Below are 21,005 nucleotides of genomic sequence, written 5' to 3' on the forward strand. Positions count from 1 at the left end.
GATAATTAGAATGCAAACAGTTCTTATTTATCGGTGTGTGAAATGTCTCGTGTTTTAGTTGTTGATGATGATATTCAGTTGTGTGAGTTACTGGGTGAAGTGTTGGAAAATGAAGGGTATCACGTTGATACCGTTCATTGCGGTGAATCAGCTCTAGAGTTTATTCAATCAAATCCTGTTGATTTAGTCTTACTCGATGTGATGCTCCCCAATTTAAGTGGTATTCAAGTCGCTAGACGTATTTGTCAGCGTTTTGCTACTCCTATCCTTATGCTAACTGCGCTTAATGACGATGCCTCCATGCTAGATGGCTATCAAGCCGGGGCAGATCAATACATCGCTAAGCCTTTCAATGTTCCTGAGCTTTTGACCCGGATTAAGGTGATCTTACGCCGGGTTGGGTTTGAGCGACAAAGACAATCAATGGCTTCATCTAATCAAGGTTTGTGCGAGCAACTTACCCGTTTACCTTTAACGGGCACTGAAAAAGAGTTGCTCGATTATCTGATCAAAAATAATGGCATCGTTGTATCAAAATCTGACTTGCAAATACATGTCTTGAAGAAAGAGCTGTGTCCATTCGACCGTAATCTAGATATGCATATCAGCAATATACGTCGAAAATTGGTGCAGGCTGGCTTATCAAAGCAACATATTAAAACTGTGCGCGGTCAAGGCTACAGCTACCTAGAGTCGGTAGGAGTATGAGTAACTGGTTTCTACGGTGCCCTGATTTCGTTATCAAGCGTAAGGATGGCTTAACGTTTCAGCTGTTCAGTTGCCTGACCGTGATTTTAGTCAGTATCCTCATCCTTCAAGGTGTCGCAGAACGAGCGCTGATGAAAGCCTTGTTGAAGGTACCTGAACCTGTCAAAGCTGAAATGTTGGATTTGGCTTATCAAGCTAATGTACTGATCGAAGAAGGGGACATGGATGAGCTTGCCGACTGGGGCAATGCCCAACGTTATTATTTATTCATTATCGATGAAAACAACCGACCTATTACCCACCGAAACATGCATCCGCATTTTGAATTTAAGTTGAAGTACCTGCGTACATTAGACCATCAACTCAGTGATCGTGTGAGTAAGCCTATCTTCGGCTTGCCACTTGATAACGGCAATACACTCGTGATCCAACTGCCAGGGCAGTTTCATCCAGCAAAATCCTTTGCTCCGTATTCCTATGCGCTGAAAGCTGTGATTGCTTTGATCGTGTTATCGCTGTTTTCCATTATTATGGCGAAAAGTCTGCAGCAGCCACTCGATCGTTTAAGGGAGGCCAGTCGAAGGCTCGCACAAGGAGACTTTTCAGTGAGTGTCGTGTCTGAGTTGGATTCAACTACACGTGAATTCAATGAGCTTGCCAATGATTTTGACCATATGACCTTTGAGATTAAGTCTCTGGCTGAAAAGCAGCGTCGTTTGATTCGTGATGTATCACATGAGTTGAGGACACCGTTAGCAAGGCAGAATCTCGCATTACATTTACTACGTAGTAAGGTCGATGAAAAAAGTATGGGTTTACTCGAACGGATGGAAAGTGAAACGGAAGAGATGAATAAGCTGGTGGGTGAAATTCTTGAGTTCAGCCGCCTAGAAACCTCTCGTTATGATTCTAAGTTAACTCCAATGCATCTTGAGCAGTATTGCTCAATGCTCATTGTACAGATGCAAAATGACTTGAAACCTAATCAAACTTTGACTGGTGATTTGGAAACAGCAACATCAATGGTTAATGTTGATGAGAGGCTACTTTTGAGGGTGATCAGTAACCTTGTAGGAAATGCGATCAAATACGCAGGGGGCAATGCGGATATTGTCGTTAAGACCTACGGGCAGGTTAATGATAAGCGTTACAGTGTCATTTCTGTGGAGGATGATGGTGAAGGTATTCCAGATAACAAGATTGCAGATATCTTTGACCCGTTTACCCGCATCGAGTCAGCCAGAGATAAACAGTCTGGTGGTTACGGTCTTGGACTCGCGATCGTTAAGGAAGCTATGGGAGTGATGAATGGGCATGTTACCGCTGAGAACAGAGAAGGTGGGGGACTTAGAGTGAACCTTATGTTTCCTATCGTAGATTAAGCTTTAGGCTCAGCATTCACGCTCAGCCCCTGTAATGAGAAAATAGATGAGAGTTGAATCGTTTCGGCTCAAAGTGAACCCAATAAAAAACGCCACTGTATCAGCAGTGGCGTTTTTGTATACACGCTTTTCATTATCAGGCTAAGGCACAGCCATTAATTGCGCCTTGGCTTGAAAGTAAGAGCACCAGAGAAGCTAGATTATGCCTGTTGGCGTGCTAGCTTTACTTCTTCTTCTTTCTCACCGGCTGCTGGGTCATTGAAGCGAGCTTCGTCAAAAGATCCTTCAGATTTAGCCACAATGATAGTTACGGCACTATCACCAGTGATGTTTACGGCAGTACGGATCATGTCAAGAAGACGGTCAACACCCATGATTAGAGCAATACCTTCAAGCGGTAGACCAACTTGGTTCAATACCATCGCTAGCATAACAAGACCAACACCAGGAACACCTGCGGTACCAACAGACGCCAATGTCGCTGTTAGGATCACCATTAGGTAATCACCCATAGTCAGGTCGATGTTGTACGCTTGTGCGATAAACGCCGTTGCAACACCCTGCATGATAGCAGTACCGTCCATGTTGACAGTTGCGCCTAGTGGAACTGTGAACGAAGCGACTTTGTTGTCTACGCCCATGCGGTTTTTAGCCGTTTCCATTGTCACTGGAATCGTTGCGTTTGAAGATGCTGTTGAGAATGCAAACATGATTGCATCTTCCATCTTACGTAGGAACGTAATTGGGCTAAGGCCTGTAAACCCTTTAAGCATCGCACTGTAAGTTACTAAACCGTGTAACAGTAGAGTACCAGCTAACACTAAGAAATATTCCGCTAGGTTCCAAATTGCGCTTAAACCAAGGCCAGAGAACAGCTTCGCCATCAAGAAGAACACACCGTAAGGCGCAAGGTTCATCAGCAGCGCAACCAGTTTCATTATTACTTCGTTCAAATCAGAGAAAACCGCAGCGATACGCTCACCTGGTTTACCCGCTGCACTGATTGCAATACCAAACAACACAGCAAATACGATAACTTGTAGCGTTTTGCCCTCAGCCATCGCCTGAATAGGGTTGGTCGGGAACATGTCGATGATGACTTGGCCCAAAGAAGGAGCATCAGCTGATTTGAAAGAGCTCGCAGCAGTAAGATCCGCACCCGCTCCAGGTTGGAACAGGTTACCTATAGTCAATGCTAGAGTGATAGCAACGGCTGTAGTACCGATATAAAGTGCAAGCGTTTTGCCACCCATACGGCCAAGAGTTGATAAATCTTTAAGAGAGCTTGTACCGCACACGAGTGAAACGAAGACGAGTGGTACAACAAGCATTTTTAAACTGGCGACAAAGATCTGTCCGCCTACTTCAAAGAGTCCGTTAACGATGTAGTTGTTAACAAATCCGCTGTCTGCAAAAAGGGATTGAATGGCAAATCCCGTTAATATGCCCACGACCATGCCGAGGATAACTCGACCAGTTAGAGACATAGGTTTCTTGGTATTCATTTAGAACACTCCTTATTATTTATAACTTTGATACCTTTCCAAAGTGAGCAGGAGATTAGCAGTCGGTTGTTTAAATCGAAAAACAAAAAATGAGTTTGGAATTACAGATGTGATCATAATCACTGATAATCGTTCAAATAAAACAAATTAAAACAAATTAATTCACCATTCATTTACATTTATCGAGTGTTTTATACAAAAAATCGTCGTTCTGAAGGTAATAAATAAGATAAGAGGATTTTGTTATAGATGTTTGCTTATTACATTGACTGCGCAAATGGCGGTGTTTCAAAAAGTTTGGGGCAGAGAACCGATTTTTAATTCAAGTGCTCGTTAAATGACTGTATTGAAATGGTTTCTTTTAACTGCAGGTTAACGGCTCGTCAGCTCGTCTTTACAAAACTTTACGAATGCAAAGAATGTAAATTTAATGCAAATAGTAATAGTTATCACTTATATTCCCCCTCGAAATAATTCAGTGGTACCGGAAACGGTCTAACGGACACATCGAATAAATAACAAAGTGTTCGTCTAAAAGAATAAAAGTGGAGAAAAGGACATGTTTTCAAAAAAGCCATTGGCTTTAGTGATCGGCGCAGTATTAGCTTCACCAGCAGTATTGGCAGAAGCAGTAAAAACTGACGAGCATATGGTTGTTGAAGGTCGTGATTACGGTTATAAAGCCGACACGAATACAACAGCAATGCGCATGGAGGCGACTCAATTAGAGACTCCAGGACAAGTTACGATTATCAGTGAACAAATCATTGATGAGCAACGCGCAAGCACGCTTGGCGAAGTATTAAAAAATGATGCGTCAATTTCAGCGGGTTCTAAATCAACAAACCGTGAGCGCTTCAACCTACGTGGTTTCTCTCTAGGAAGCAGTTCTGGTTACTTGCGCGATGGCGTTCAACACTGGTCTCATTACCGTCAACCGGTAGAACTACTAGAACGTGTTGAAGTACTAAAAGGTCCTGCAGGTTTGCTCTACGGTAAATCAGCACCTGGTGGCCTTGTTAACATGGTTGCTAAGAAGCCTACGTATGAAACTCAAGTTAACGTAAGCCAAGACATTGGTTCTGACAGCTACACACGTACTACCGCAGATGTAAGCGGTTCATTGAACGATGATCAAACTCTACGAGCTCGTCTTATTGTTTCACAAGAAAACCAAGACTCTTACCGTACACGTTTTGACGGCACAGATGTAGAGACTGACCGCTTTGTTGGTGGCCTATTTGTTGATTACGATATCAACGAAGATGTGATGCTATCTGCGCATTACGATCGTACTCAAGAGTTGGGTGATCTAGATAACGGCTCAAAGATTGATACAAAAACAGGTAAAGCGATTACCCCTAATACGGTTAATGACCAACGCTTCGCACAAACAGACAACGACGTAGCAAACTACGGCGTGGCTGTTACAGCAAACTTGAGCGATACATGGGCAGTTAAATCGGGTATCAGTCGTCAGTTTTACGAGCGTCGCCGTACTGAATCAGATAACGTTATTGATTCAAAGAAAGACAAAAAAACCAAGAAAACACTAGGTTATGGTTACAAAGTGTCAGACCGTCATGATGAGTGGACGTTTGATACGGCTTACGTAGATTTTACTGGTGATGTTGATGCATTTGGTGTGAATCACCGTCTGTTGGTGGGTGCAAATGGGTTGCACTACGATTACAAGCGCCTGTACGTATCAGACTACGCTTGTTTTAACGCTTCAGAAGCAGACACAATGAAAGAGTGTGGCAAAGGCTTTGATATGCCTGCAGACATTCACTATAACAACGATGATTCAGTATCACACTCGAAGAGCCAACACTACGGTCTATATCTTCAAGATTTAGTGACGTTCAATGAGCAGTGGCAAGCACTTGCTGGTGTTCGTTTCGCTTACGATGATACGACGAGCAGTTCTGGTAAAGAAGAGAGCTACAATAACATCCTACCTAAGTTCGGTGCGATTTACTCTCCGGCGCCAAACGGTTCTATTTACGCGGTTTACTCTGAAAGTTTTGAACCTGTAAGTGAGATTTCTGATAAAGATGATGTGAACTTCGGCCAGTCTCAAGATGCGAAGAAAGGTACACTTTATGAGCTAGGCTCAAAGTGGGAACTGTTTGATGAGCGTTTATTCGTATCAGGAGCAGTATTCCAGATCACACAAACGAACATGCAAGTTACAGAAGATCTTCCTGCATCTCATGCAAAAGATACTCGTACTACACAGGTGGGTGAGCAAGTTCACACCGGTGCGGAGCTAGCTGCGACGGGCTACGTAACGGATGCGTTCTCTGTAAGTGCATCAACAATGTTCTTAGATGCTGAATATAAGAATGACCCTGCTCTTAATGGTAAAACACCAGCAGACGTTCCTGAATTTACTGCAAGCATCTGGTCTACTTACGCATTCAACAACGGTACTGACGTTAACCTAGGTGTATATCACGTAGGTGAGCGTTACACTGAAAGTGCTAACACGTTTAAGAAAGACGCATACACTCGTGTAGATGCAGGTGTTGCACATACTATTAAGTACGATGAGAACTTAGATTTTGTTGCACGCTTTAATGTAGAGAACCTGTTTGATACAGATTACCTAGAAGGCGGCAGCACTCGCGGCGTTGTTGTTGGTGAAGGTCGTAACTACATGGCTACGTTACAGGTAAAATACTAATTTGTTAGTAGGGTACTATTGGTAGCTTAAATATTAAGGGGAAGGTTTCGACTTTCCCCTTTCTTGATTCTGCTATTTAGTAAAAATACCCCTAGCAATGCGAGTGGTTTTTAATGATAATGAGACTGCTTATCAATAAAACTCATTTGTTCTTCTTCTAAAGTAAATGACTACAATTATGAATCTTTTAAAAACTAGCCTAGCACTTGCCATCAGTTTGGTTGCAACGTCATCGATGGCAAACAGCTTGGATCAAGCTCAATCAATTCAAAACAAGACCAATAACGCGTCGGCTTCAAGCCAGAAGGTTATTGATAAAAGCTCACAAGCAACATTATTGCTGCAAGCTGAGGTTGAGCGTCTGCAAGAAGAAGTGAAAAATTTAGAAATCTATCACGATCACCTTGCCGCATTGGTTAAGAGCCAAGATCAAGAAGCGCAGAGTATTGAAGGGCAGATCGACGAAATCAAACTAACACGTCAAGGTGTAGTGCCTTTGATGTACAAGATGATCGATGGTCTCCAGGAAGTTATTGAAAGCGATCTACCTTTCAAGACAAATAGCCGTCTGCGTCGCGTTGAAAAGCTGAAAGCGATGATGACTCGTGCTGATGTCAGTGATGCTGAAAAATATCGCCGTATTTTAGAGGCGTACCAAATTGAAGTGGATTACGGTATTAAGCTAAGTTCTTATTCAAGCCGTGTCGAGTTAAGTCAAGATAAAGTGCTTGAAGTTGATATTTTGCATCTTGGCCGCATTTCACTGGTCGCTCGTAACTTAAATGGTACCCAATATTGGTCTTGGGCCCAAAATAGCGATCAATGGCAAGAGTTGGATTCTTCGATGAAATCTGAGTTGGACAAAGCGTACGATATTGCTAATAAGCAAGCGTCTCCAAGCTTAATTACTTTACCTGTTTCTTTAACTGTTGCGGAGGTTAAGTAATGAACTTAAAGCCATTAGCAGCATTGCTTTGCATTACGTCAATTTCATTTTCTGCTTTCTCTGCATCAGACACGACAGCTCAGCTTGTTAACAAAGCAAAATCAGAGAGTCGCACGCAAGCGTCTCATAACGTAATTCGTGAAGCTGACTTTAAAAAGACAGAACAACAACTCAAAGCGATCAAAGCACAGCTTGAAGCTAAACGTAGCTCTATTCAAGGTGCGACCGATGTTCTGACTCAGACATTCAGTGATAACGAAAACAAGCTTGCTCGTTTAGAAGAGCAACTGCGTTTAGAAACAGGTAGCTTAGGTGAGTTGTTTGGCGTTGTAAGACAAAATGCAAAAGACCTTGAACATGAGCTTACGGATACAGTAACTAACGTAGATCGCGCAGCGTATACAGAAACTGTTTATCAAATCGTGGACGCAAAATCATTACCGTCAATGCCCCAGTTAACAGGTCTTTGGTTGAGCATGATGGAGCAAATTCAAGCAAGTTCAGAGATAAGCAAGTCGACAGTTTCACTAGTTAATAGTGAAGGGGTTACTGAAAAGGCAGAAGCTTATCGACTGGGTTCTATTGGCTTAGTTGCTGAGTCAGGTTACGTATGGTGGGATGCTAGACATCAAGATGCAATAGTTTACTTGAAGCAGCCTTCACAAGGTCCAACACTGGCGTCGCTTTCTACTTTAGCGAATGGTGAAGTGTCTAACGTGGTCGTCGATCCCTCTCGTGGATTCATGCTAGAACAATTAGCTTTGGAACCAAGCCTAGCTGATCGCCTGCAAGCAGGTGGCCTAGTTGGTAAAGTTATTCTTGGCTTGTTGGCAATCGGCTTAATCATCGCATTGGTTCGTGGTATTTCTTTGGCTATCGCTCGTCAGAAGATTCGTGCACAGCTTAAGAACCCAAAACAAGCTGGCAATAACCCTCTGGGTCGTGTTCTTGCGGTTTACAGCAAAGAGAAAAATCAAACAGTAGAAGCATTAGAACTGCGACTTTTAGAAGCGGTAGTGGATGAACAAACTCACCTAGAGAAAGGTTTATCAATGCTGAAGCTTCTAGCTGCTCTAGCACCAATGCTTGGCTTGCTAGGTACCGTAACCGGCATGATCGAAACATTCCAAGTGATCACACAGTTTGGTAATGGTGACCCTAAAGTAATGGCGGGTGGTATTTCGATGGCACTTGTTACAACGGTACTTGGCCTTGTTGCTGCAATGCCACTGCTATTGGCACACAACATTCTGAGTACTCAGTCAGAGAACATTCGAAATATTCTGGAGAAGCAGGGCATTGGCCTTGTTGCTGAGCAGGCAGAGAAGTCTATTGAACCAAGCGCTGTTATTTCACAAGTTGGGACTGCCGCGTAATGGATATTTTGTCGGGTTCTCTATTACCAGCGAGTTGGTTAACGAGTAACTGGCTGCTGTCTTTATCAAACTTTATGGAGCAGGGCGGTTTCGTCCTGTGGTGGCTAGCGGCTGTCGTCCTCGTTTTTTGGGTACTTGTGGTAGAACGTGTGCTTTATCTCGCGTTCTACTTTCCAAAGCAGCGTCAAGCTTGGATTAATCAGTGGCATGAAAGAGAAGATCACTCTTCTTGGCATGCTAAAGCCATTCGTGAAGGTTGGTTGGGGCAAGCGAGTATTTTACTTAACCAAAACTTGAACTTTATTAAGCTGTTAGTTGCTATTTGTCCGATGTTGGGTTTGCTCGGTACCGTAACCGGTATGATCTCCGTTTTTGATGTCATGGCGACTCAAGGAAGCAGTGACCCTAAATTGATGGCTTCAGGTATCTCGTTGGCAACGTTGCCAACCATGGCGGGTATGGTTGCTGCACTAGCGGGCATGTTTGTTCACGCTCGCTTAGCGAAAGTGTGTAACCGCTTAGAATTGAAATTAGAAAAATCTTTAAGGAGTCAACGATGAGACTCGGTCGACGTCATTCTAAAAACGAAGAGGCTCAAATAGACCTTACTTCGATGCTTGATATCGTATTCATCATGCTTATTTTCTTCATTGTGACGAGTTCATTTGTTCGTGAATCTGGTGTTGAAGTCAATCGCCCGCAAGCTTCAAATGTAGTGAGCCAAAAAGATGCAGGTATCTTTGTCGCGATTACTTCTGCGAATGACATCTTCATTGACAAACGTGTCGTGGATGTTGAACGTGTTCAAGCGACGTTAGAACACTTGTTGCTAGAACAACCTGATGCTTCTTTGGTTATTCAGGCGGACGAGCATGCTTATAACGGTACGGTTGTTAAAGTGATGGACGCTGCCAAAGGTGCGGGTGTTAAAAATATTGCGCTTGCAGCTGAAAAGCGATGATCTTGGAGGATCTTAATCAATGATTCGCCTATTTCTTGCATTACCTTTAGCGGGAGCGTTGGGTTTAGCACTGTTTTCTTTCATGGCTTGGATGGTCGATAATGGGCACCAACGTTCGCCAGACAACAGTGAGACGTTAAGTTTCAACATGGTGATGGTTGAACAAGAACAAGAAGTACAGAGAAGACAACGTGCAGTCCCGGAACAACCCGAAATGCCAGAGCCGCCACCGCAAGCGCAAACGTCTCAGTCGCAAGCTGAAGTAACGCCTCTGAATTCAATGTCTTCACTGTCTTCACTGGATTTGAATACTTCAATTGAAGGCCTAGCGATTAACGCTCCAACATTTTCTGATTTTGGGTCAAATCAACAGGTAATGCCGCTTTATCGAGTTGAACCTCGTTATCCAGCAAAAGCGCTCAAGCGTGGCGCTGAAGGGTATGTCATTTTGTCTTTTACAATCGATGAAACAGGACGTTCTGTTGATATTCAAGTTACGGATGCAAATCCACGTCGTATGTTTGAACGTGAAGCGATAAGAGCACTTAAAAAATGGAAGTATCAACCCAAAGTCGTCGATGGAAAAGCGGTAGCTCAGGTTGGTCAAACCGTGAAACTAGAGTTTAAGTTGGCAAAATGATGAAACAGATATGGATATTAGTGGGCTTGTTGATACTGCCCCTTACAGTACCGGCAAAAGAGCTAACCCAATACACCGTTATTCGTGTTCAAAAGGCGAATAAACTTGCTCAAGAGGAGCACGTTAAACAGGCGATTGAGGTTTTGGCTAGTTTAGAGTTATCTAAAGGCTATGACAAAGCCTATGTCGCTCGCATGCTTGGTGTGTTTTACTGGCAAGATGGTAAAACAGAGACGGCAATCAAGCAGCTTACTTATGCAGTGGATAGTGGCTTATTGGTCGATGAGCAAGCTTGGGTAACGAAACGTATGTTAGCTGATTTGCTGCTTAGCGAGCAGCATTTTAAAGCGGCATTACCACACTATTATGAGCTCGTTAAAACAGCACCGGAAACTGAAAAGAAAGACACGCTATGGATGCGAATTGCTCAAGCTGAATACCAAATTGAAAACTGGACGAAAGTACTGGCGGCTATAGGTAATCATAACAAGTTTAATTCAAAACCACAGTTGTCGCCTCTCTCGTTAAAGCTGGGTGCTCAACTACAGTTAAAACAATGGAAGCAATCAATTCCTACGTTAGAAAGTTTAGTTGAACTTCAACCCGAAAAAGACAACTGGTGGCGTCAACTGGTCGGGATTCAGTTAAGGCTAGAGCGTAGCCGAGATGCGTTGAATACCTTAGCGCTTGCTGAGCTACAAGGTGTTGAACTGAATAATTCAGACCGTAGGCTACTTGCTCAACTGTACGCGAAACGAGGCATCCCTGAGCGCGCTGCGCAAGAAATTAGCAAGTTAGATGACGCAAACAGCGATGTTCAACTTCTGGCTGAGCAAGCAACCTACTGGCAGCTAGCGAAAGAGTGGGACAATGCTATTGAAGTGTGGACGTTAGCGTCGAACATGAACACTCGATACCATTGGAATGTTGCTCAATTATTGGTTCAGCAAGGTTACTACGAGCGAGCTCTGGTTGTTTTAGACAAAGTGAAAGACAAGAACAAGCAAGCTGACGTTGCGTTAGCGAAAGTACGTTCATGGTATAAGTTGAAGAACTTAGATAATGCTCTCGCTCAAGCTAAGCGGGCGAACAACATTGAACCGTCTCCTGAGGCTAAAGGGTGGATCAAATATTTGACTCAGCTGAGAACGGTAAGCGAAAGTGGAAACGCCTAATCACATATAGTTAGAAGCTAGAAAACAGAGTACTAAATAAGACAGTGAAAGGGTGTCATTTGAATGTTCAAATGACACCCTTTTTTTGTATTCAATAGACTTAAATCGTAAACCTAGGTGCTTGAGCGGTGCTGTTGTTTGACTGAGGTAAGAATAAAGATAAAGAGAATTCAAGTTAAAGGCTGCACATCTCACCACTGTGTGATCCCGCAATGATCACTCCGCTTTGGTCTACAATCCAGTTAATGGTGCAGTCACGATAGGGGTTTTTGAAAGAATGTTGTATTTCACCATTCTCGAGTGAGGTTTGAGTTTCTACCCAAGCAAATGTGCGTGACTCCCAAAATGTAACGGCTTGAGAGTGGGGCGTTAAATACAACGTTTGAGCATCTGCAATATTGGAACCGATGTAACTCTCGATATGTTCGTCAGTACTAACAATCTGGCTAGTACAAGCGCTGATAAAAATCATAGCAATGGGAATATAGATACGCATTAAAAATCCTTTTTAGTGAGTATGATTATTCATATATCTAAATATACAACAGCGTTATTTAAATTTGTAAACACGCCATTGCAGTATCTCTATTTTAGCCATGCTTAATACCAACCTTTGTCTGAAAACGTGACATACCGACGAACAGGAGTGGACATACTTGAGTTATCTCAGTGAAGAGTATTTTATTGCGTCCTTTTCAAATCGAGCGACTTTAGTGCCTACTGATTTTAGTGCTCGTTGATATGCATCAACATCATGCCCGACAACAGATAATGCAGCGTCGTAAGGCGATATTGCTTTTTCGAGTTGTTCTATTTTGTAACCAAGTTGGTCTAAAAGATAAATGACAGAGGCGCCACTGTTATAAAAAACGTAGAATCCAAAGTGCCACTTTACGTCTTTTTTATTTTTTAGATTCAAGCTAAAACTTCTTCCTTTATCGAAGCTCAAGCTATTGTTTTTATATACTTTTCTGGCAGTTAAGACGGTGATGTATTCTGCCGAGCCTTCTATGCGTTCTTGTGCTAGGGCCATGTTTTCAACCAACGATGTATTGTCGTTAAGCATTTGTCGTTGCCTAATTGCCACATATTGTTTCAACAGCTCACGAGCTTCCACCTTAGTCAATTTTCTAGGTAGTCCATCAAACAGCTCGGTGAGTATTAACTCGTTTTGGATAATGCTTTTGGTTGTAGGGTAATTGTCAACGTCCTGTCGCCAATTGCTTTTGTTCGCCCAAGAGGTTTGATAGATGTGGAATACCTCATGAGGCGCAAATAAAAGGTCATTGGTAAATGGGTGTTGATTGTTAGCGACTGCATCCGTGTATTTTTGTGCGTAGTATTTGTGACCATCAATAAGTAAGTCGAAGGTGTACAGGTTATTTGAACCGTTGTTTATCTTAGTTACGGCACTATGCATTTCCTTTTTGTATTCATAGATTTTCATACCACCAGATTCTGCTGAACTGATCTTGGTCGCACTTTTTAGAACTGACTGAGGATTAATAATGAATGCATTTATAGGCTGATCCTTAGCATTGACACGAATGAGGTAGTGGGGTCTTTTGGCGTAATTATATCCATCCCAGTAATTCAATTTCATGTACTCTCAGACCTGTTTGATCATCGCTTTGTCAGCCACATTTTCAACGCTAGCAACGGCCGTCGGTGTCGTGGATTTAGGTGAACTCGAGCTTGAATTTGAATTACAAGCAGACAGTAGAAGAATGGTTACCCCTAGCAATAAACTTTTCATGATGACCCTTATCTAAGCAAATATTGGTTAATACATTAACGGTATTCTCAGGTTCGTTCTGTAATAACTTGTAACTCGGTTACTTACATTAGGAGAACGTAAATAATGTAAATTGAATGCCAATACGAATGATTATCAACTAAATTGTCGCCATAAAATCTATAGGTATTGGTTTGTATGTCGTTAAAAAGTAGGGCAGTTCAATCATGGGCTCGTCGACTCCATGTTTATATTTCTATGGCGCTGCTGTTTGTTGTTCTTTTCTTTTCAGTGACAGGCATCACCCTTAATCGCCCTGAGCTATTCGAATCAAGCCAACCCAATATCCAACGTTCTACGCTAACGCTTCCCACGAGTTTGTTTACGATCCAAGACGGTCGACTGAAAGCCGACGAGTCTGCTTTTGAAAAGTTTTTATTTGAAGAAGCAAACTTATCTGGCGTTCCTTCGGGGTTAGACATCTACGCAGAGATTGAAGACGGTGAGTTACTCATCGGTGAAGTGTCTATGGACTTCAAAGGACCTGGCTACAACGCTTCTGTGTTTGTCGATGTGACTTCTGAAATGGTGGAAGTCGAAACAACGAATTATGGCGTTATCGCATTGTTGAATGACCTACACAAAGGGCGTAATAGCGGTGAAGTGTGGAAATGGTTTATCGATATCACAGCGCTGCTGATGATCTTCTTTGTACTGACTGGCGTGTGCTTACTGTTACCTAAGAAAAAAACGCTCAATACCTCCATTAAATGGACGGTATTTGGGTCTGCAATCTCACTTGCTATCTATTTTGTCGCCGTACCTTAACCCTCCATTAGGTTGATGAGTCTGCTTGATGAATCAGCTTGAAGAACGAACTAAAGGTTAAACGGATTTAAAAGGTTGTTAAACATGAAAAAAATGAATTGGAGTAAGGCTCTTTTGGCTTTGTCTCTTTTGCCTAGCCTTGGAATGGCACAAGCGATTCCTGATACGGCGAAATTGGATGTGAATTTAGAGTTGCCCAAGATTGATACCTCTATGTATGCGCGTCCTTACGTGGCGGTGTGGGTAGAAAACAGTGAACGAAAGTCAGTGAAAACCATTGAGCTTTGGGTCGGTAAAGATGAATGGCTAAAAGACTTACGCAGTTGGTGGAGAAAAGTTGGCCGTTACGATCGTGAACTTGTCGATGCTGTGACTTCTGCAACACGCCCGGCTGGTCAATATCGTTTCGTTTGGGATGGCAAGAGCGACAGCGGTGAAACCCTTGAACAAGGTGAGTACACGGTGCATGTCGAAGTCGTTCGTGAACACGGTGGCCGTAACTACCTTCGCCAAAAAGTATCACTGACAGATTCAAACGCCTCTTATGAATTAAAAGCAACGGAAGAGACGGGGAAAATTATCTTGAGCTACATTGCAAAATAATTAGCACGTCGGATAACACAAGCTGTGCTTTACAAGCGACAGAAAAATCAAAGATTGGAATCGTAGGCGCCATCGAGCGACACGGTTAAAGATTACAAATAATGGAATTGAACATGATGAAACAGACAAAAATAAAGGCGCTTGCTCTTGCAGGTGTAATGGCGTTCGGTCTAGCAGCAACGACGACAGCACAAGCTCACCCTCGTTGGGTTTTGCCTTCTCATTTCACCGTTTCTAAAGAAGGTGGTGACTGGTTAACATTTGATGTGACGGCATCCCACGGTACGTTTGTTTTTGATAAGCCAGCAGGAAGTGATAAAGCATTCGTTATCATGCCTGATGGTCGTAATGAGCGTCCTAACTTCGTTGTAAAAGGCAAGCGTCGCTCAATGTTTGATTTCTATTTTGAGGAAGAAGGTACACACAAAGTAGCAATCAACAACGAACCAACGTACTGGACACAGTACAAAGCGGGTCGTCGTGACACAGTAAAATGGATTAAAGCGACTAAAGCTGAGCGTGATGCATTATTACCTGAAAAATCACGTGACGTGGTAACTCAAGTCGGTTTCACTCGCGCAGAAAGTTACATCACAGTAGGCAAGCCGACGGATTCAGTTTTCAAAATTGAAGGTAAGCTTCTTGAAATGAAGCCGGTTACACACCCTTCAGACATCGTTGAAGGCGAACCAGTGACATTCCAATTCTTCTACAACGGTGAAATCCAGAAAGACGTAAAAGCGGAAATTACTCGTGAAGGTACGCTTTACCGCAATCACCAAGAGCAGATTGATGTAGTGAGCGATGAAAACGGTGAAATCACGTTTACTCCAGACGTAGCGGGTCGTTACGTAATGAAAGCGAACTACAAAGGTGAGTTGGTTGACAACCCACTGGCAGACAAAGCAAGTACGAATGTGCACCTGACATTCGAAGCATTGCTTCAATAGTCGTTTTTATCGGGAGAAAGCTCCTGATTATTAGATAAAAAGAGACAAGGGCTCATTAGAGCCCTTTAACGGTCAGTATACCACTGAAAATTTGTAACGTGGCGAGGGTACGAACGATGAAAATAACAATAAAAGCAAACACCATAATTGCCCCGTGCTTAGCTCTGGGGCTTGGTTTAGCGGCATTACCTGCGCAAGCACACTTTCCATTGATGAGCTGTTGGTTTGAAGGCAAAACGGTTGCCTGTGAGGCGGGTTACTCTGATGGTAGTAAAGCGATAGATTACGCAGTCGCGATGTACGACTATGAAGACAACTTGATAGCGAAAGAGATGACGGATAAACGCTCTATTGTCGAATTTCCAAACCCAAATTCTGAGTTTTACCTTGTGTTTGATTCAGGTCACGAGTTTCCTGTTGAAGTCGACGTTGTAGAGATCAAAGAAAAATGATGATTCAAAGTGTACGCGCTGACACAGGCGGAAGAGAGGGCAAGTGGGTTGGCCTAATCATTATATTCATCCTTTGTTTTGCGACGGTTGCTATTCCGTTTAATCAAGCAGAATCTCATATCGAAGTGACCCTTGATCACCAAGTCTTAGTGACTGATGTTGAGCAAGAAAATTTGGCGATGCTGTCAGAACTCCGTTTGGCTCATGAAGAGATTCGAGATCTTCGTATGGACTTAGACGGCGATTGGCCAAGTGTTGTGTCACTTAAAGATGAATGGGTCGCGCCTTTTGTTGAAGACCAGAGTTGGAAGCGCAAAGGTTCTCATACTTGGTTATTGGACGAGCGTGGTTATTACTTTTCTACGCCAAGTGAATACGCTACACCAAGCGAACAAGCTACGCCAAACACTCATGGCTTCGCGGACTCCTTTATTTTGAACGCGAACAGTGTTTCTCCGGAAATCTGGATTTTCTTTGGTGGTGTCGCAAGCCAACCTACTCAATTTGATGAAAACACATTGGAATCTGCAGGATGGAAAGTGGTGGTGAATGAGTCAGAAGTTGCTGATCAGCATGAAGCTTCTTCACATTAATCCCGGACTCTCGAAAAACAAAATGCTGACTAATAATAAGAGATTTACTATGCGATTCATGACTCTATTGATGTCGTTAATGGCGGTGCTATCGACACCCAATGCATTGGCAAAAGAATACACAGTCGACAGCGATAAGTTGACGATAGGTATTACCCTACAGCCTTACTATAGCTACGTAAAAGCTGTGGTAGGTGACAAAGTGAACATCCTTCCTTTGGTTGATGCTGGCTTTAACCCGCATAACTACTTGCCGCAACCGAATGACTTGAAGCGATTGAGCCAGATGGATGCAATCGTGGTAAACGGTATTGGCCACGATGACTTCGCATTAAAAGTCATTTCAGCTGCGCAACGTGATGATTTAATGGTTATTGAGGCGAACAAAGAAGTACCTCTACTTCCTGCATTAGGCCAGTCTGTTGGTCAAGGCGCAGTGAACCCACATACGTTTGTTGGACTTTCTACAACAATCCAAAAGGTGTACACCATCGCGAGTGAAGTTTCTAAACTCGATCCAGACAATGCAGCTTTTTATCGTAAGAATGCACGTAAGTACGCCAAGCAATTTCGCTTTATGAAGCGTGATGCGATGTTGTCATTAGGTGAACTCGATACATCAGGTATGAAAGTGGCGACCACGCACAATGCTTATGGCTATATCCTTCAAGAGTTTGGTGTGGATGTTGCGGCGGTGATTGAGCCTGCACACGGTGTTGAACCAAGTGCGAGCCAACTGCAAGATACGATCGAGAAGATCCGCGCATCAGGCATTGATGTTCTGTTCTACGAGCTAAACATGCCAAACCGCTTTGTTGACACCATTGAAGCAGAAACAGGCGTTCAGCTTTACCGTTTCTCTCACATGACGCACGGTGAGTATCAAGACGATAAGGTAGAAGTTGAGATGAAGAAGAACTTAGAAACGTTAATCGAAGCCATGAAATTTGCTGCGGCTAACCAGGCTAAAAGCGGGAAGGCGTAATGCAAGGTCCATCGATTTCAATCAACCAACTCGGTCTGCAATACGACAACAACGTGATTCTTGATGATATCACGCTAGATCTTAAAGCGGGTGAGTGCCATGTGATCATGGGGCCAAACGGCGGTGGCAAAACCTCTTTGCTACGTTCAGTTCTTGGTTTGACGCCTTTCTCTGGTCAAATCAACATTCATTGGCCAGAAAAGCCAAGCATTGGTTACGTTCCTCAGAAAGCGACCTTCGAATCGAGTTTACCTCTGACGGTAATGGACTTTGTACTACTCAACCAAACTCGAATTCCGCTGTTTTGGCGTCGTAAGTCTAAGCAATTGGATCTTGCATTAGCGCAACTCGACCGTGTGGGTATGGCGACTCGTAGCGACCGCCGTATGGGGCAGCTATCGGGTGGTGAGCAGCAACGCGTGTTGTTTGCACAAGCATTACTGGATAACCCAAGTTTATTGGTGTTGGACGAACCCACTACCGGCATGGATGAACAAGGCGTTCGTTATTTAGAATCGCTAGTTCGTGAATGCGTTAATGAAGGGCGTACCATTCTTGCTGTTCACCATGATGTAACCGCAGTACGTCGTCTTGAAGCGAATGTACATGTTGTGAATCGATTCTTGGTGGATAGTGGTCCACATGAACAAGTACTACACCCTACTAAAATCGAGAGTCTGTTCCAGCACTATAGCAGTGGATCTGTCATCGCAAAATCGAAGGAGGTTGCGTAATGGAGTGGTTACGACAACTTGCCATTAGTGGCGTTGAAGCGGGTTGGTTATCAGACAGCTTCATGTATGCGTTTATGGTGAATGCACTGGTTGCCGCATTGTTACTTGGCCCGTTATTAGGTGGCCTTGGTACTTTGGTGATTGCTAAGCGCTTGGCATTCTTCTCTGAAGCGGTAGGTCACGCAGCATTAACCGGTATTGCCATTGGTGTTTTGCTTGGCGAGCCACCAGAAAACCCAATTATTGGTCTGTTTAGCTTCTGTATGATCTTTGCTTTGCTTCTCCACTTTGTAAGAAACAGAACCAACGTGCCATACGATACCTTAGTCGGCGTTTTTCTTGCGCTCGCTTTAGCGGTCGGTGCGGCATTGTTGATGTACGTGGCACGTAAGATCAACATTCACATGCTTGAGAATGTGCTGTTTGGTTCGATTCTGACGGTAACAGATCAAGACTTAGCGATTCTCGCAGGCAGCTGTGCACTCATCATTTTGCTCTTGATACCGACGTTCAACCGTATTCTTCTCACTTGTATTAGCCCGGATATTGCCAAGGTGCGCGGCTATAACACCAGCTTCTATGACTACCTGTTTGTGATGATGATTACTTTGGTGACGATTGCTGCGGTGAAGATCGTGGGTGCTGTTTTGGTTGGCGCGTTATTACTGATTCCGGGCGCGACGGCGCGATTGTTGACTAAACGCATGGGAAGCTTTGTTTTGCTTTCTGCGTTGCTGGCAACCATTGCATGTTTAGTCGGAACGGTATTACCGATGGAACTTAAACTGCCTGTGCCGTCAGGCGCTTCAATCATCATCGTTTCTGCAACGTTTTTCCTAGCAGCAACGCTATACCGAATTATAAGAAAGGCTTAACCATGACTCCTTTAATGAATCGTATTTCAAGCTCAGTAAAAACAGCGGCTCAAGTGAGTGCAGTCAGTATGTTGTTAGGTGCCTCAATGGTGTCTTTCAACGTAAATGCAGAGGATATCCTAACCAGCACACCTGTGACTTATGCACTGGCAACAGAGTTAACCAAAGGCACTGACATTACCACTGAGTACCTACCACCAAAACGTTACGGCATTGATCGCTTACCTAACTGGTTTGGCACTAAGGGTGAAAGCAAGGTGCTTAAGTCAGGAGCGAAGGCGACCGTTGCGTTAACGCTGTCATCTATTTGGCAAGCGGATCCTACATTTGTATACGCAAGGCAAGGCAACATCCGCTTGGTTGAGGTGGATGCGGCTCAAGCGATTACACCACGCGCGCAAGGTGTTGCCGCGTTGACGCTATCGAGTGGTGAAGTGTCTAAGTATGCTTGGCTAAACCCAACTAACTTAACGCGCATGGCGGCAATTGTGGCTGACGACTTTAAGTTATTGTGGCCAGCGCAAGCAGAGACGATTGATCGTAATTTGCAGCGTGTGATGCTTGATGTACGTGAACTGATTAACAAGCAACAAGCGGTGTTATTGGATAACGACGTAGATTCAGTATTGTTGCTTTCAGAAAGCTTGGAAGATTTTGCTTCTGGTAGCCAACTGTTTGTTGAAGAACGTATGTTCAAAGCTGAACTGGAATGGACAGAGCAAGATAAAGCGAAGCTCAAAGCGATGTTTTCAGAAGACGATGCGCTATGGTTAGTGACAGCGAAAAAGCCGACGACTTTGATTAAGTCATTGGTGCCTAATGAGCGAATTCTTGTAGTTGACTCGGTAGACCGCTGGGGAAGAGCAGGGATTAATGCAAAAGCGCCGTTCGCACGTTGGGAAGTTAAACCATTCAAAGGTTAATTGAATAGCTAAGTCGCTAGGTTAATACGGTAGGATCAAAAAAGCAGCCCAAATAGAGGCTGCTTTTTTTGTTCTTGTCTACAGGCTCTGATCTGAGCGCTGAGCAAGAGTATCTCGTGAGTCAAAAGCTTACTCTGCAGCTTTTGCCTCTTCAGTTTCGATACCAGCTTCTTCCGATTCAACAGAAGCTTCAACTGTGCCTTCAGCATGCTCTTGAGCGGCTTTCGCTTGTTCTTCAGCTTCCATTTTTGCGCGATCAGCTTTAGAAATATAGCGAGGCTTGTTGCTACCATGCAGTTTAGAATTCGCCTGTTTCTGTCTTTTCTTTAGAATTTGATTGATTTTTTTCTTACGGTTCATTGCTGCATAGCCTTGTATTTAGTTTATGCGGTGGAGGATAATCATTTTAGATCTAGAACTCAACCTGTACGGTCTCTCATTAGGTAATTAATCATGTTCCAACATAACAACATTCTACAAGGCGAACTCGCAACGGAGTACAAAACCGTTATTGCGATGGTGCACATCTACTGTAAAGATCACCACGGTGCGGTTCGTCAGAATAACGCGTTATGTGAAGAGTGTGAGCAACTGTTGCGTTATGCAGAGACACGACTTGATAGATGCCCTTATGGCGAAGCAAAGCCGACCTGTAACAAGTGTCCGATTCATTGTTATAAGCCTGATCCTAAAGAGCAGATGCGTTTAGTGATGCGCTATGCAGGGCCAAGAATGCTACTTAAGCATCCGATTTTAGCAATACGACATTTGATTCATGAGAAACGTAAAGTGCCAGAGAAGCCACTGCCGAATGTGTCTAATCGCCATATCCGAATGAACAAGAAGTAACTGGTGCTTTAAAGTGGTCGCAGAAGAAACGAAAAGGTCTGATTGCTCAGACCTTTTGTGTTTCTGCTAACTGCCTTATCAGAAGGCAGTCTTGTA

At 43.5% G+C, this 21,005-nt stretch carries 24 protein-coding genes; 19 read left to right on the forward strand and 5 right to left on the reverse strand.

The window, feature by feature from the left end:
• Window positions 1–42: 42 nt before the first annotated feature.
• Together OCV30_RS20325 and OCV30_RS20330 are read left to right on the forward strand one after the other, a co-directional pair.
• Window positions 43–708 (forward strand): response regulator transcription factor, encoded by a 666-nt coding sequence (locus tag OCV30_RS20325; RefSeq protein WP_009845413.1) that lies wholly within the window; start codon window positions 43–45, stop codon window positions 706–708.
• On the forward strand, window positions 705–2,090 hold the full coding sequence (locus OCV30_RS20330; protein ID WP_065680026.1) for a sensor histidine kinase: 1,386 nt from the start codon (window positions 705–707) through the stop codon (window positions 2,088–2,090). The genes OCV30_RS20325 and OCV30_RS20330 overlap by 4 nt, the downstream gene beginning before the upstream one ends.
• Before the next feature lie 200 nt (window positions 2,091–2,290).
• On the opposite strand, the gene OCV30_RS20335 is transcribed toward OCV30_RS20330, so the two are convergent.
• Window positions 2,291–3,595 carry a dicarboxylate/amino acid:cation symporter gene (locus OCV30_RS20335; protein WP_012600580.1) on the reverse strand — a complete coding sequence of 435 codons (1,305 nt, stop codon included), beginning with the start codon at window positions 3,593–3,595 and terminating at the stop codon, window positions 2,291–2,293.
• A 559-nt stretch (window positions 3,596–4,154) separates the two neighbouring features.
• Between OCV30_RS20335 and OCV30_RS20340 the strand changes: the two genes are divergently transcribed.
• The 7 genes from OCV30_RS20340 to OCV30_RS20370 all read left to right on the forward strand — a co-directional run bounded on the left by OCV30_RS20340 (window position 4,155) and on the right by OCV30_RS20370 (window position 11,382).
• On the forward strand, window positions 4,155–6,284 hold the full coding sequence (locus OCV30_RS20340; RefSeq protein WP_065680027.1) for a TonB-dependent siderophore receptor: 2,130 nt from the start codon (window positions 4,155–4,157) through the stop codon (window positions 6,282–6,284).
• Between the two features lie 178 nt (window positions 6,285–6,462).
• The gene (locus tag OCV30_RS20345; protein WP_065680028.1) at window positions 6,463–7,230 is read left to right on the forward strand and encodes a DUF3450 domain-containing protein; all 768 of its coding nucleotides are present in this window, start codon (window positions 6,463–6,465) and stop codon (window positions 7,228–7,230) included.
• A complete protein-coding gene (locus OCV30_RS20350; protein ID WP_065680029.1) occupies window positions 7,230–8,606 on the forward strand; it encodes a MotA/TolQ/ExbB proton channel family protein in 1,377 nt (458 codons plus the stop codon). The genes OCV30_RS20345 and OCV30_RS20350 overlap by 1 nt, the downstream gene beginning before the upstream one ends.
• A complete protein-coding gene (locus OCV30_RS20355) occupies window positions 8,606–9,166 on the forward strand; it encodes a MotA/TolQ/ExbB proton channel family protein (protein ID WP_065680030.1) in 561 nt (186 codons plus the stop codon). Before OCV30_RS20350 ends, OCV30_RS20355 begins: the two co-directional genes overlap by 1 nt.
• Entirely contained in the window at window positions 9,163–9,567 is a 405-nt protein-coding gene (locus OCV30_RS20360; protein ID WP_004731145.1) for an ExbD/TolR family protein, read from the forward strand. The genes OCV30_RS20355 and OCV30_RS20360 overlap by 4 nt, the downstream gene beginning before the upstream one ends.
• Window positions 9,568–9,586: 19 nt before the next feature.
• A complete protein-coding gene (locus OCV30_RS20365; protein ID WP_009845405.1) occupies window positions 9,587–10,207 on the forward strand; it encodes an energy transducer TonB in 621 nt (206 codons plus the stop codon).
• Window positions 10,204–11,382, forward strand: a complete 1,179-nt coding sequence (locus tag OCV30_RS20370; RefSeq protein ID WP_065680031.1) for a tetratricopeptide repeat protein — start codon at window positions 10,204–10,206, stop codon at window positions 11,380–11,382. The genes OCV30_RS20365 and OCV30_RS20370 overlap by 4 nt, the downstream gene beginning before the upstream one ends.
• A gap of 175 nt (window positions 11,383–11,557) precedes the next feature.
• Here the strand turns inward: OCV30_RS20370 and OCV30_RS20375 are convergent, their stop codons facing one another.
• From OCV30_RS20375 to OCV30_RS20385, 3 genes are all read right to left on the reverse strand, one after another.
• Window positions 11,558–11,878: a hypothetical protein gene (locus OCV30_RS20375; protein WP_065680032.1), complete on the reverse strand. Its 321-nt coding sequence runs from the start codon at window positions 11,876–11,878 to the stop codon at window positions 11,558–11,560.
• 165 nt (window positions 11,879–12,043) lie between these two features.
• Window positions 12,044–12,985 carry a hypothetical protein gene (locus OCV30_RS20380; protein WP_065680033.1) on the reverse strand — a complete coding sequence of 314 codons (942 nt, stop codon included), beginning with the start codon at window positions 12,983–12,985 and terminating at the stop codon, window positions 12,044–12,046.
• A gap of 6 nt (window positions 12,986–12,991) precedes the next feature.
• Entirely contained in the window at window positions 12,992–13,138 is a 147-nt protein-coding gene (locus OCV30_RS20385) for a hypothetical protein (protein WP_167351962.1), read from the reverse strand.
• 177 nt (window positions 13,139–13,315) lie between these two features.
• Here OCV30_RS20385 and OCV30_RS20390 point away from each other — a divergent pair, with 177 nt between their 5' ends.
• The 9 genes from OCV30_RS20390 (at window position 13,316) to OCV30_RS20430 (ending at window position 20,060) form a co-directional block, all read left to right on the forward strand.
• Window positions 13,316–13,945: a PepSY-associated TM helix domain-containing protein gene (locus OCV30_RS20390; RefSeq protein ID WP_065680034.1), complete on the forward strand. Its 630-nt coding sequence runs from the start codon at window positions 13,316–13,318 to the stop codon at window positions 13,943–13,945.
• Window positions 13,946–14,029: 84 nt separating this feature from the next.
• Window positions 14,030–14,548, forward strand: coding sequence for a DUF2271 domain-containing protein (locus OCV30_RS20395; protein WP_065680035.1), 519 nt, complete (start codon window positions 14,030–14,032; stop codon window positions 14,546–14,548).
• 113 nt (window positions 14,549–14,661) lie between these two features.
• Window positions 14,662–15,498 (forward strand): DUF4198 domain-containing protein, encoded by an 837-nt coding sequence (locus OCV30_RS20400; protein WP_017102108.1) that lies wholly within the window; start codon window positions 14,662–14,664, stop codon window positions 15,496–15,498.
• A gap of 116 nt (window positions 15,499–15,614) precedes the next feature.
• Entirely contained in the window at window positions 15,615–15,950 is a 336-nt protein-coding gene (locus tag OCV30_RS20405; protein WP_012600589.1) for a hypothetical protein, read from the forward strand.
• A complete protein-coding gene (locus OCV30_RS20410; RefSeq protein WP_065680036.1) occupies window positions 15,947–16,543 on the forward strand; it encodes a DUF6162 family protein in 597 nt (198 codons plus the stop codon). Before OCV30_RS20405 ends, OCV30_RS20410 begins: the two co-directional genes overlap by 4 nt.
• 49 nt (window positions 16,544–16,592) lie before the next feature.
• Entirely contained in the window at window positions 16,593–17,528 is a 936-nt protein-coding gene (locus OCV30_RS20415; RefSeq protein WP_029222760.1) for a metal ABC transporter solute-binding protein, Zn/Mn family, read from the forward strand.
• Entirely contained in the window at window positions 17,528–18,262 is a 735-nt protein-coding gene (locus OCV30_RS20420) for a metal ABC transporter ATP-binding protein (RefSeq protein WP_065680037.1), read from the forward strand. The genes OCV30_RS20415 and OCV30_RS20420 overlap by 1 nt, the downstream gene beginning before the upstream one ends.
• Window positions 18,262–19,137 carry a metal ABC transporter permease gene (locus OCV30_RS20425; RefSeq protein ID WP_012600593.1) on the forward strand — a complete coding sequence of 292 codons (876 nt, stop codon included), beginning with the start codon at window positions 18,262–18,264 and terminating at the stop codon, window positions 19,135–19,137. Before OCV30_RS20420 ends, OCV30_RS20425 begins: the two co-directional genes overlap by 1 nt.
• A 2-nt stretch (window positions 19,138–19,139) precedes the next feature.
• A complete protein-coding gene (locus OCV30_RS20430) occupies window positions 19,140–20,060 on the forward strand; it encodes a metal ABC transporter substrate-binding protein (protein WP_065680038.1) in 921 nt (306 codons plus the stop codon).
• A gap of 129 nt (window positions 20,061–20,189) precedes the next feature.
• On the opposite strand, the gene OCV30_RS20435 is transcribed toward OCV30_RS20430, so the two are convergent.
• Window positions 20,190–20,420, reverse strand: a complete 231-nt coding sequence (locus tag OCV30_RS20435) for a DUF2986 domain-containing protein (protein WP_065680039.1) — start codon at window positions 20,418–20,420, stop codon at window positions 20,190–20,192.
• A gap of 93 nt (window positions 20,421–20,513) precedes the next feature.
• Here OCV30_RS20435 and OCV30_RS20440 point away from each other — a divergent pair, with 93 nt between their 5' ends.
• Entirely contained in the window at window positions 20,514–20,909 is a 396-nt protein-coding gene (locus OCV30_RS20440; protein ID WP_065680040.1) for a nitrous oxide-stimulated promoter family protein, read from the forward strand.
• Window positions 20,910–21,005 lie beyond the last annotated feature (96 nt).

Source organism: Vibrio atlanticus, assembly GCF_024347315.1.
Lineage (GTDB): Bacteria > Pseudomonadota > Gammaproteobacteria > Enterobacterales > Vibrionaceae > Vibrio > Vibrio atlanticus.

What these genes read in the sequence shown, in the direction of transcription:
- OCV30_RS20405 (WP_012600589.1), top strand. Translation starts at nt 15,615, where the DNA reads ATGAAAATAACAATAAAAGCAAACACCATAATTGCCCCGTGCTTAGCT.
- OCV30_RS20395 (WP_065680035.1), top strand. Translation starts at nt 14,030, where the DNA reads ATGAAAAAAATGAATTGGAGTAAGGCTCTTTTGGCTTTGTCTCTTTTG.
- OCV30_RS20420 (WP_065680037.1), top strand. Translation starts at nt 17,528, where the DNA reads ATGCAAGGTCCATCGATTTCAATCAACCAACTCGGTCTGCAATACGAC.
- OCV30_RS20400 (WP_017102108.1), top strand. Translation starts at nt 14,662, where the DNA reads ATGATGAAACAGACAAAAATAAAGGCGCTTGCTCTTGCAGGTGTAATG.
- OCV30_RS20390 (WP_065680034.1), top strand. Translation starts at nt 13,316, where the DNA reads ATGTCGTTAAAAAGTAGGGCAGTTCAATCATGGGCTCGTCGACTCCAT.
- OCV30_RS20355 (WP_065680030.1), top strand. Translation starts at nt 8,606, where the DNA reads ATGGATATTTTGTCGGGTTCTCTATTACCAGCGAGTTGGTTAACGAGT.
- OCV30_RS20350 (WP_065680029.1), top strand. Translation starts at nt 7,230, where the DNA reads ATGAACTTAAAGCCATTAGCAGCATTGCTTTGCATTACGTCAATTTCA.
- OCV30_RS20330 (WP_065680026.1), top strand. Translation starts at nt 705, where the DNA reads ATGAGTAACTGGTTTCTACGGTGCCCTGATTTCGTTATCAAGCGTAAG.
- OCV30_RS20365 (WP_009845405.1), top strand. Translation starts at nt 9,587, where the DNA reads ATGATTCGCCTATTTCTTGCATTACCTTTAGCGGGAGCGTTGGGTTTA.
- OCV30_RS20335 (WP_012600580.1), bottom strand. Translation starts at nt 3,595, where the DNA reads ATGAATACCAAGAAACCTATGTCTCTAACTGGTCGAGTTATCCTCGGC.
- OCV30_RS20440 (WP_065680040.1), top strand. Translation starts at nt 20,514, where the DNA reads ATGTTCCAACATAACAACATTCTACAAGGCGAACTCGCAACGGAGTAC.
- OCV30_RS20430 (WP_065680038.1), top strand. Translation starts at nt 19,140, where the DNA reads ATGACTCCTTTAATGAATCGTATTTCAAGCTCAGTAAAAACAGCGGCT.
- OCV30_RS20435 (WP_065680039.1), bottom strand. Translation starts at nt 20,420, where the DNA reads ATGAACCGTAAGAAAAAAATCAATCAAATTCTAAAGAAAAGACAGAAA.
- OCV30_RS20370 (WP_065680031.1), top strand. Translation starts at nt 10,204, where the DNA reads ATGATGAAACAGATATGGATATTAGTGGGCTTGTTGATACTGCCCCTT.
- OCV30_RS20345 (WP_065680028.1), top strand. Translation starts at nt 6,463, where the DNA reads ATGAATCTTTTAAAAACTAGCCTAGCACTTGCCATCAGTTTGGTTGCA.
- OCV30_RS20380 (WP_065680033.1), bottom strand. Translation starts at nt 12,985, where the DNA reads ATGAAATTGAATTACTGGGATGGATATAATTACGCCAAAAGACCCCAC.
- OCV30_RS20410 (WP_065680036.1), top strand. Translation starts at nt 15,947, where the DNA reads ATGATGATTCAAAGTGTACGCGCTGACACAGGCGGAAGAGAGGGCAAG.
- OCV30_RS20360 (WP_004731145.1), top strand. Translation starts at nt 9,163, where the DNA reads ATGAGACTCGGTCGACGTCATTCTAAAAACGAAGAGGCTCAAATAGAC.
- OCV30_RS20325 (WP_009845413.1), top strand. Translation starts at nt 43, where the DNA reads ATGTCTCGTGTTTTAGTTGTTGATGATGATATTCAGTTGTGTGAGTTA.
- OCV30_RS20375 (WP_065680032.1), bottom strand. Translation starts at nt 11,878, where the DNA reads ATGCGTATCTATATTCCCATTGCTATGATTTTTATCAGCGCTTGTACT.
- OCV30_RS20415 (WP_029222760.1), top strand. Translation starts at nt 16,593, where the DNA reads ATGCGATTCATGACTCTATTGATGTCGTTAATGGCGGTGCTATCGACA.
- OCV30_RS20385 (WP_167351962.1), bottom strand. Translation starts at nt 13,138, where the DNA reads ATGAAAAGTTTATTGCTAGGGGTAACCATTCTTCTACTGTCTGCTTGT.
- OCV30_RS20340 (WP_065680027.1), top strand. Translation starts at nt 4,155, where the DNA reads ATGTTTTCAAAAAAGCCATTGGCTTTAGTGATCGGCGCAGTATTAGCT.
- OCV30_RS20425 (WP_012600593.1), top strand. Translation starts at nt 18,262, where the DNA reads ATGGAGTGGTTACGACAACTTGCCATTAGTGGCGTTGAAGCGGGTTGG.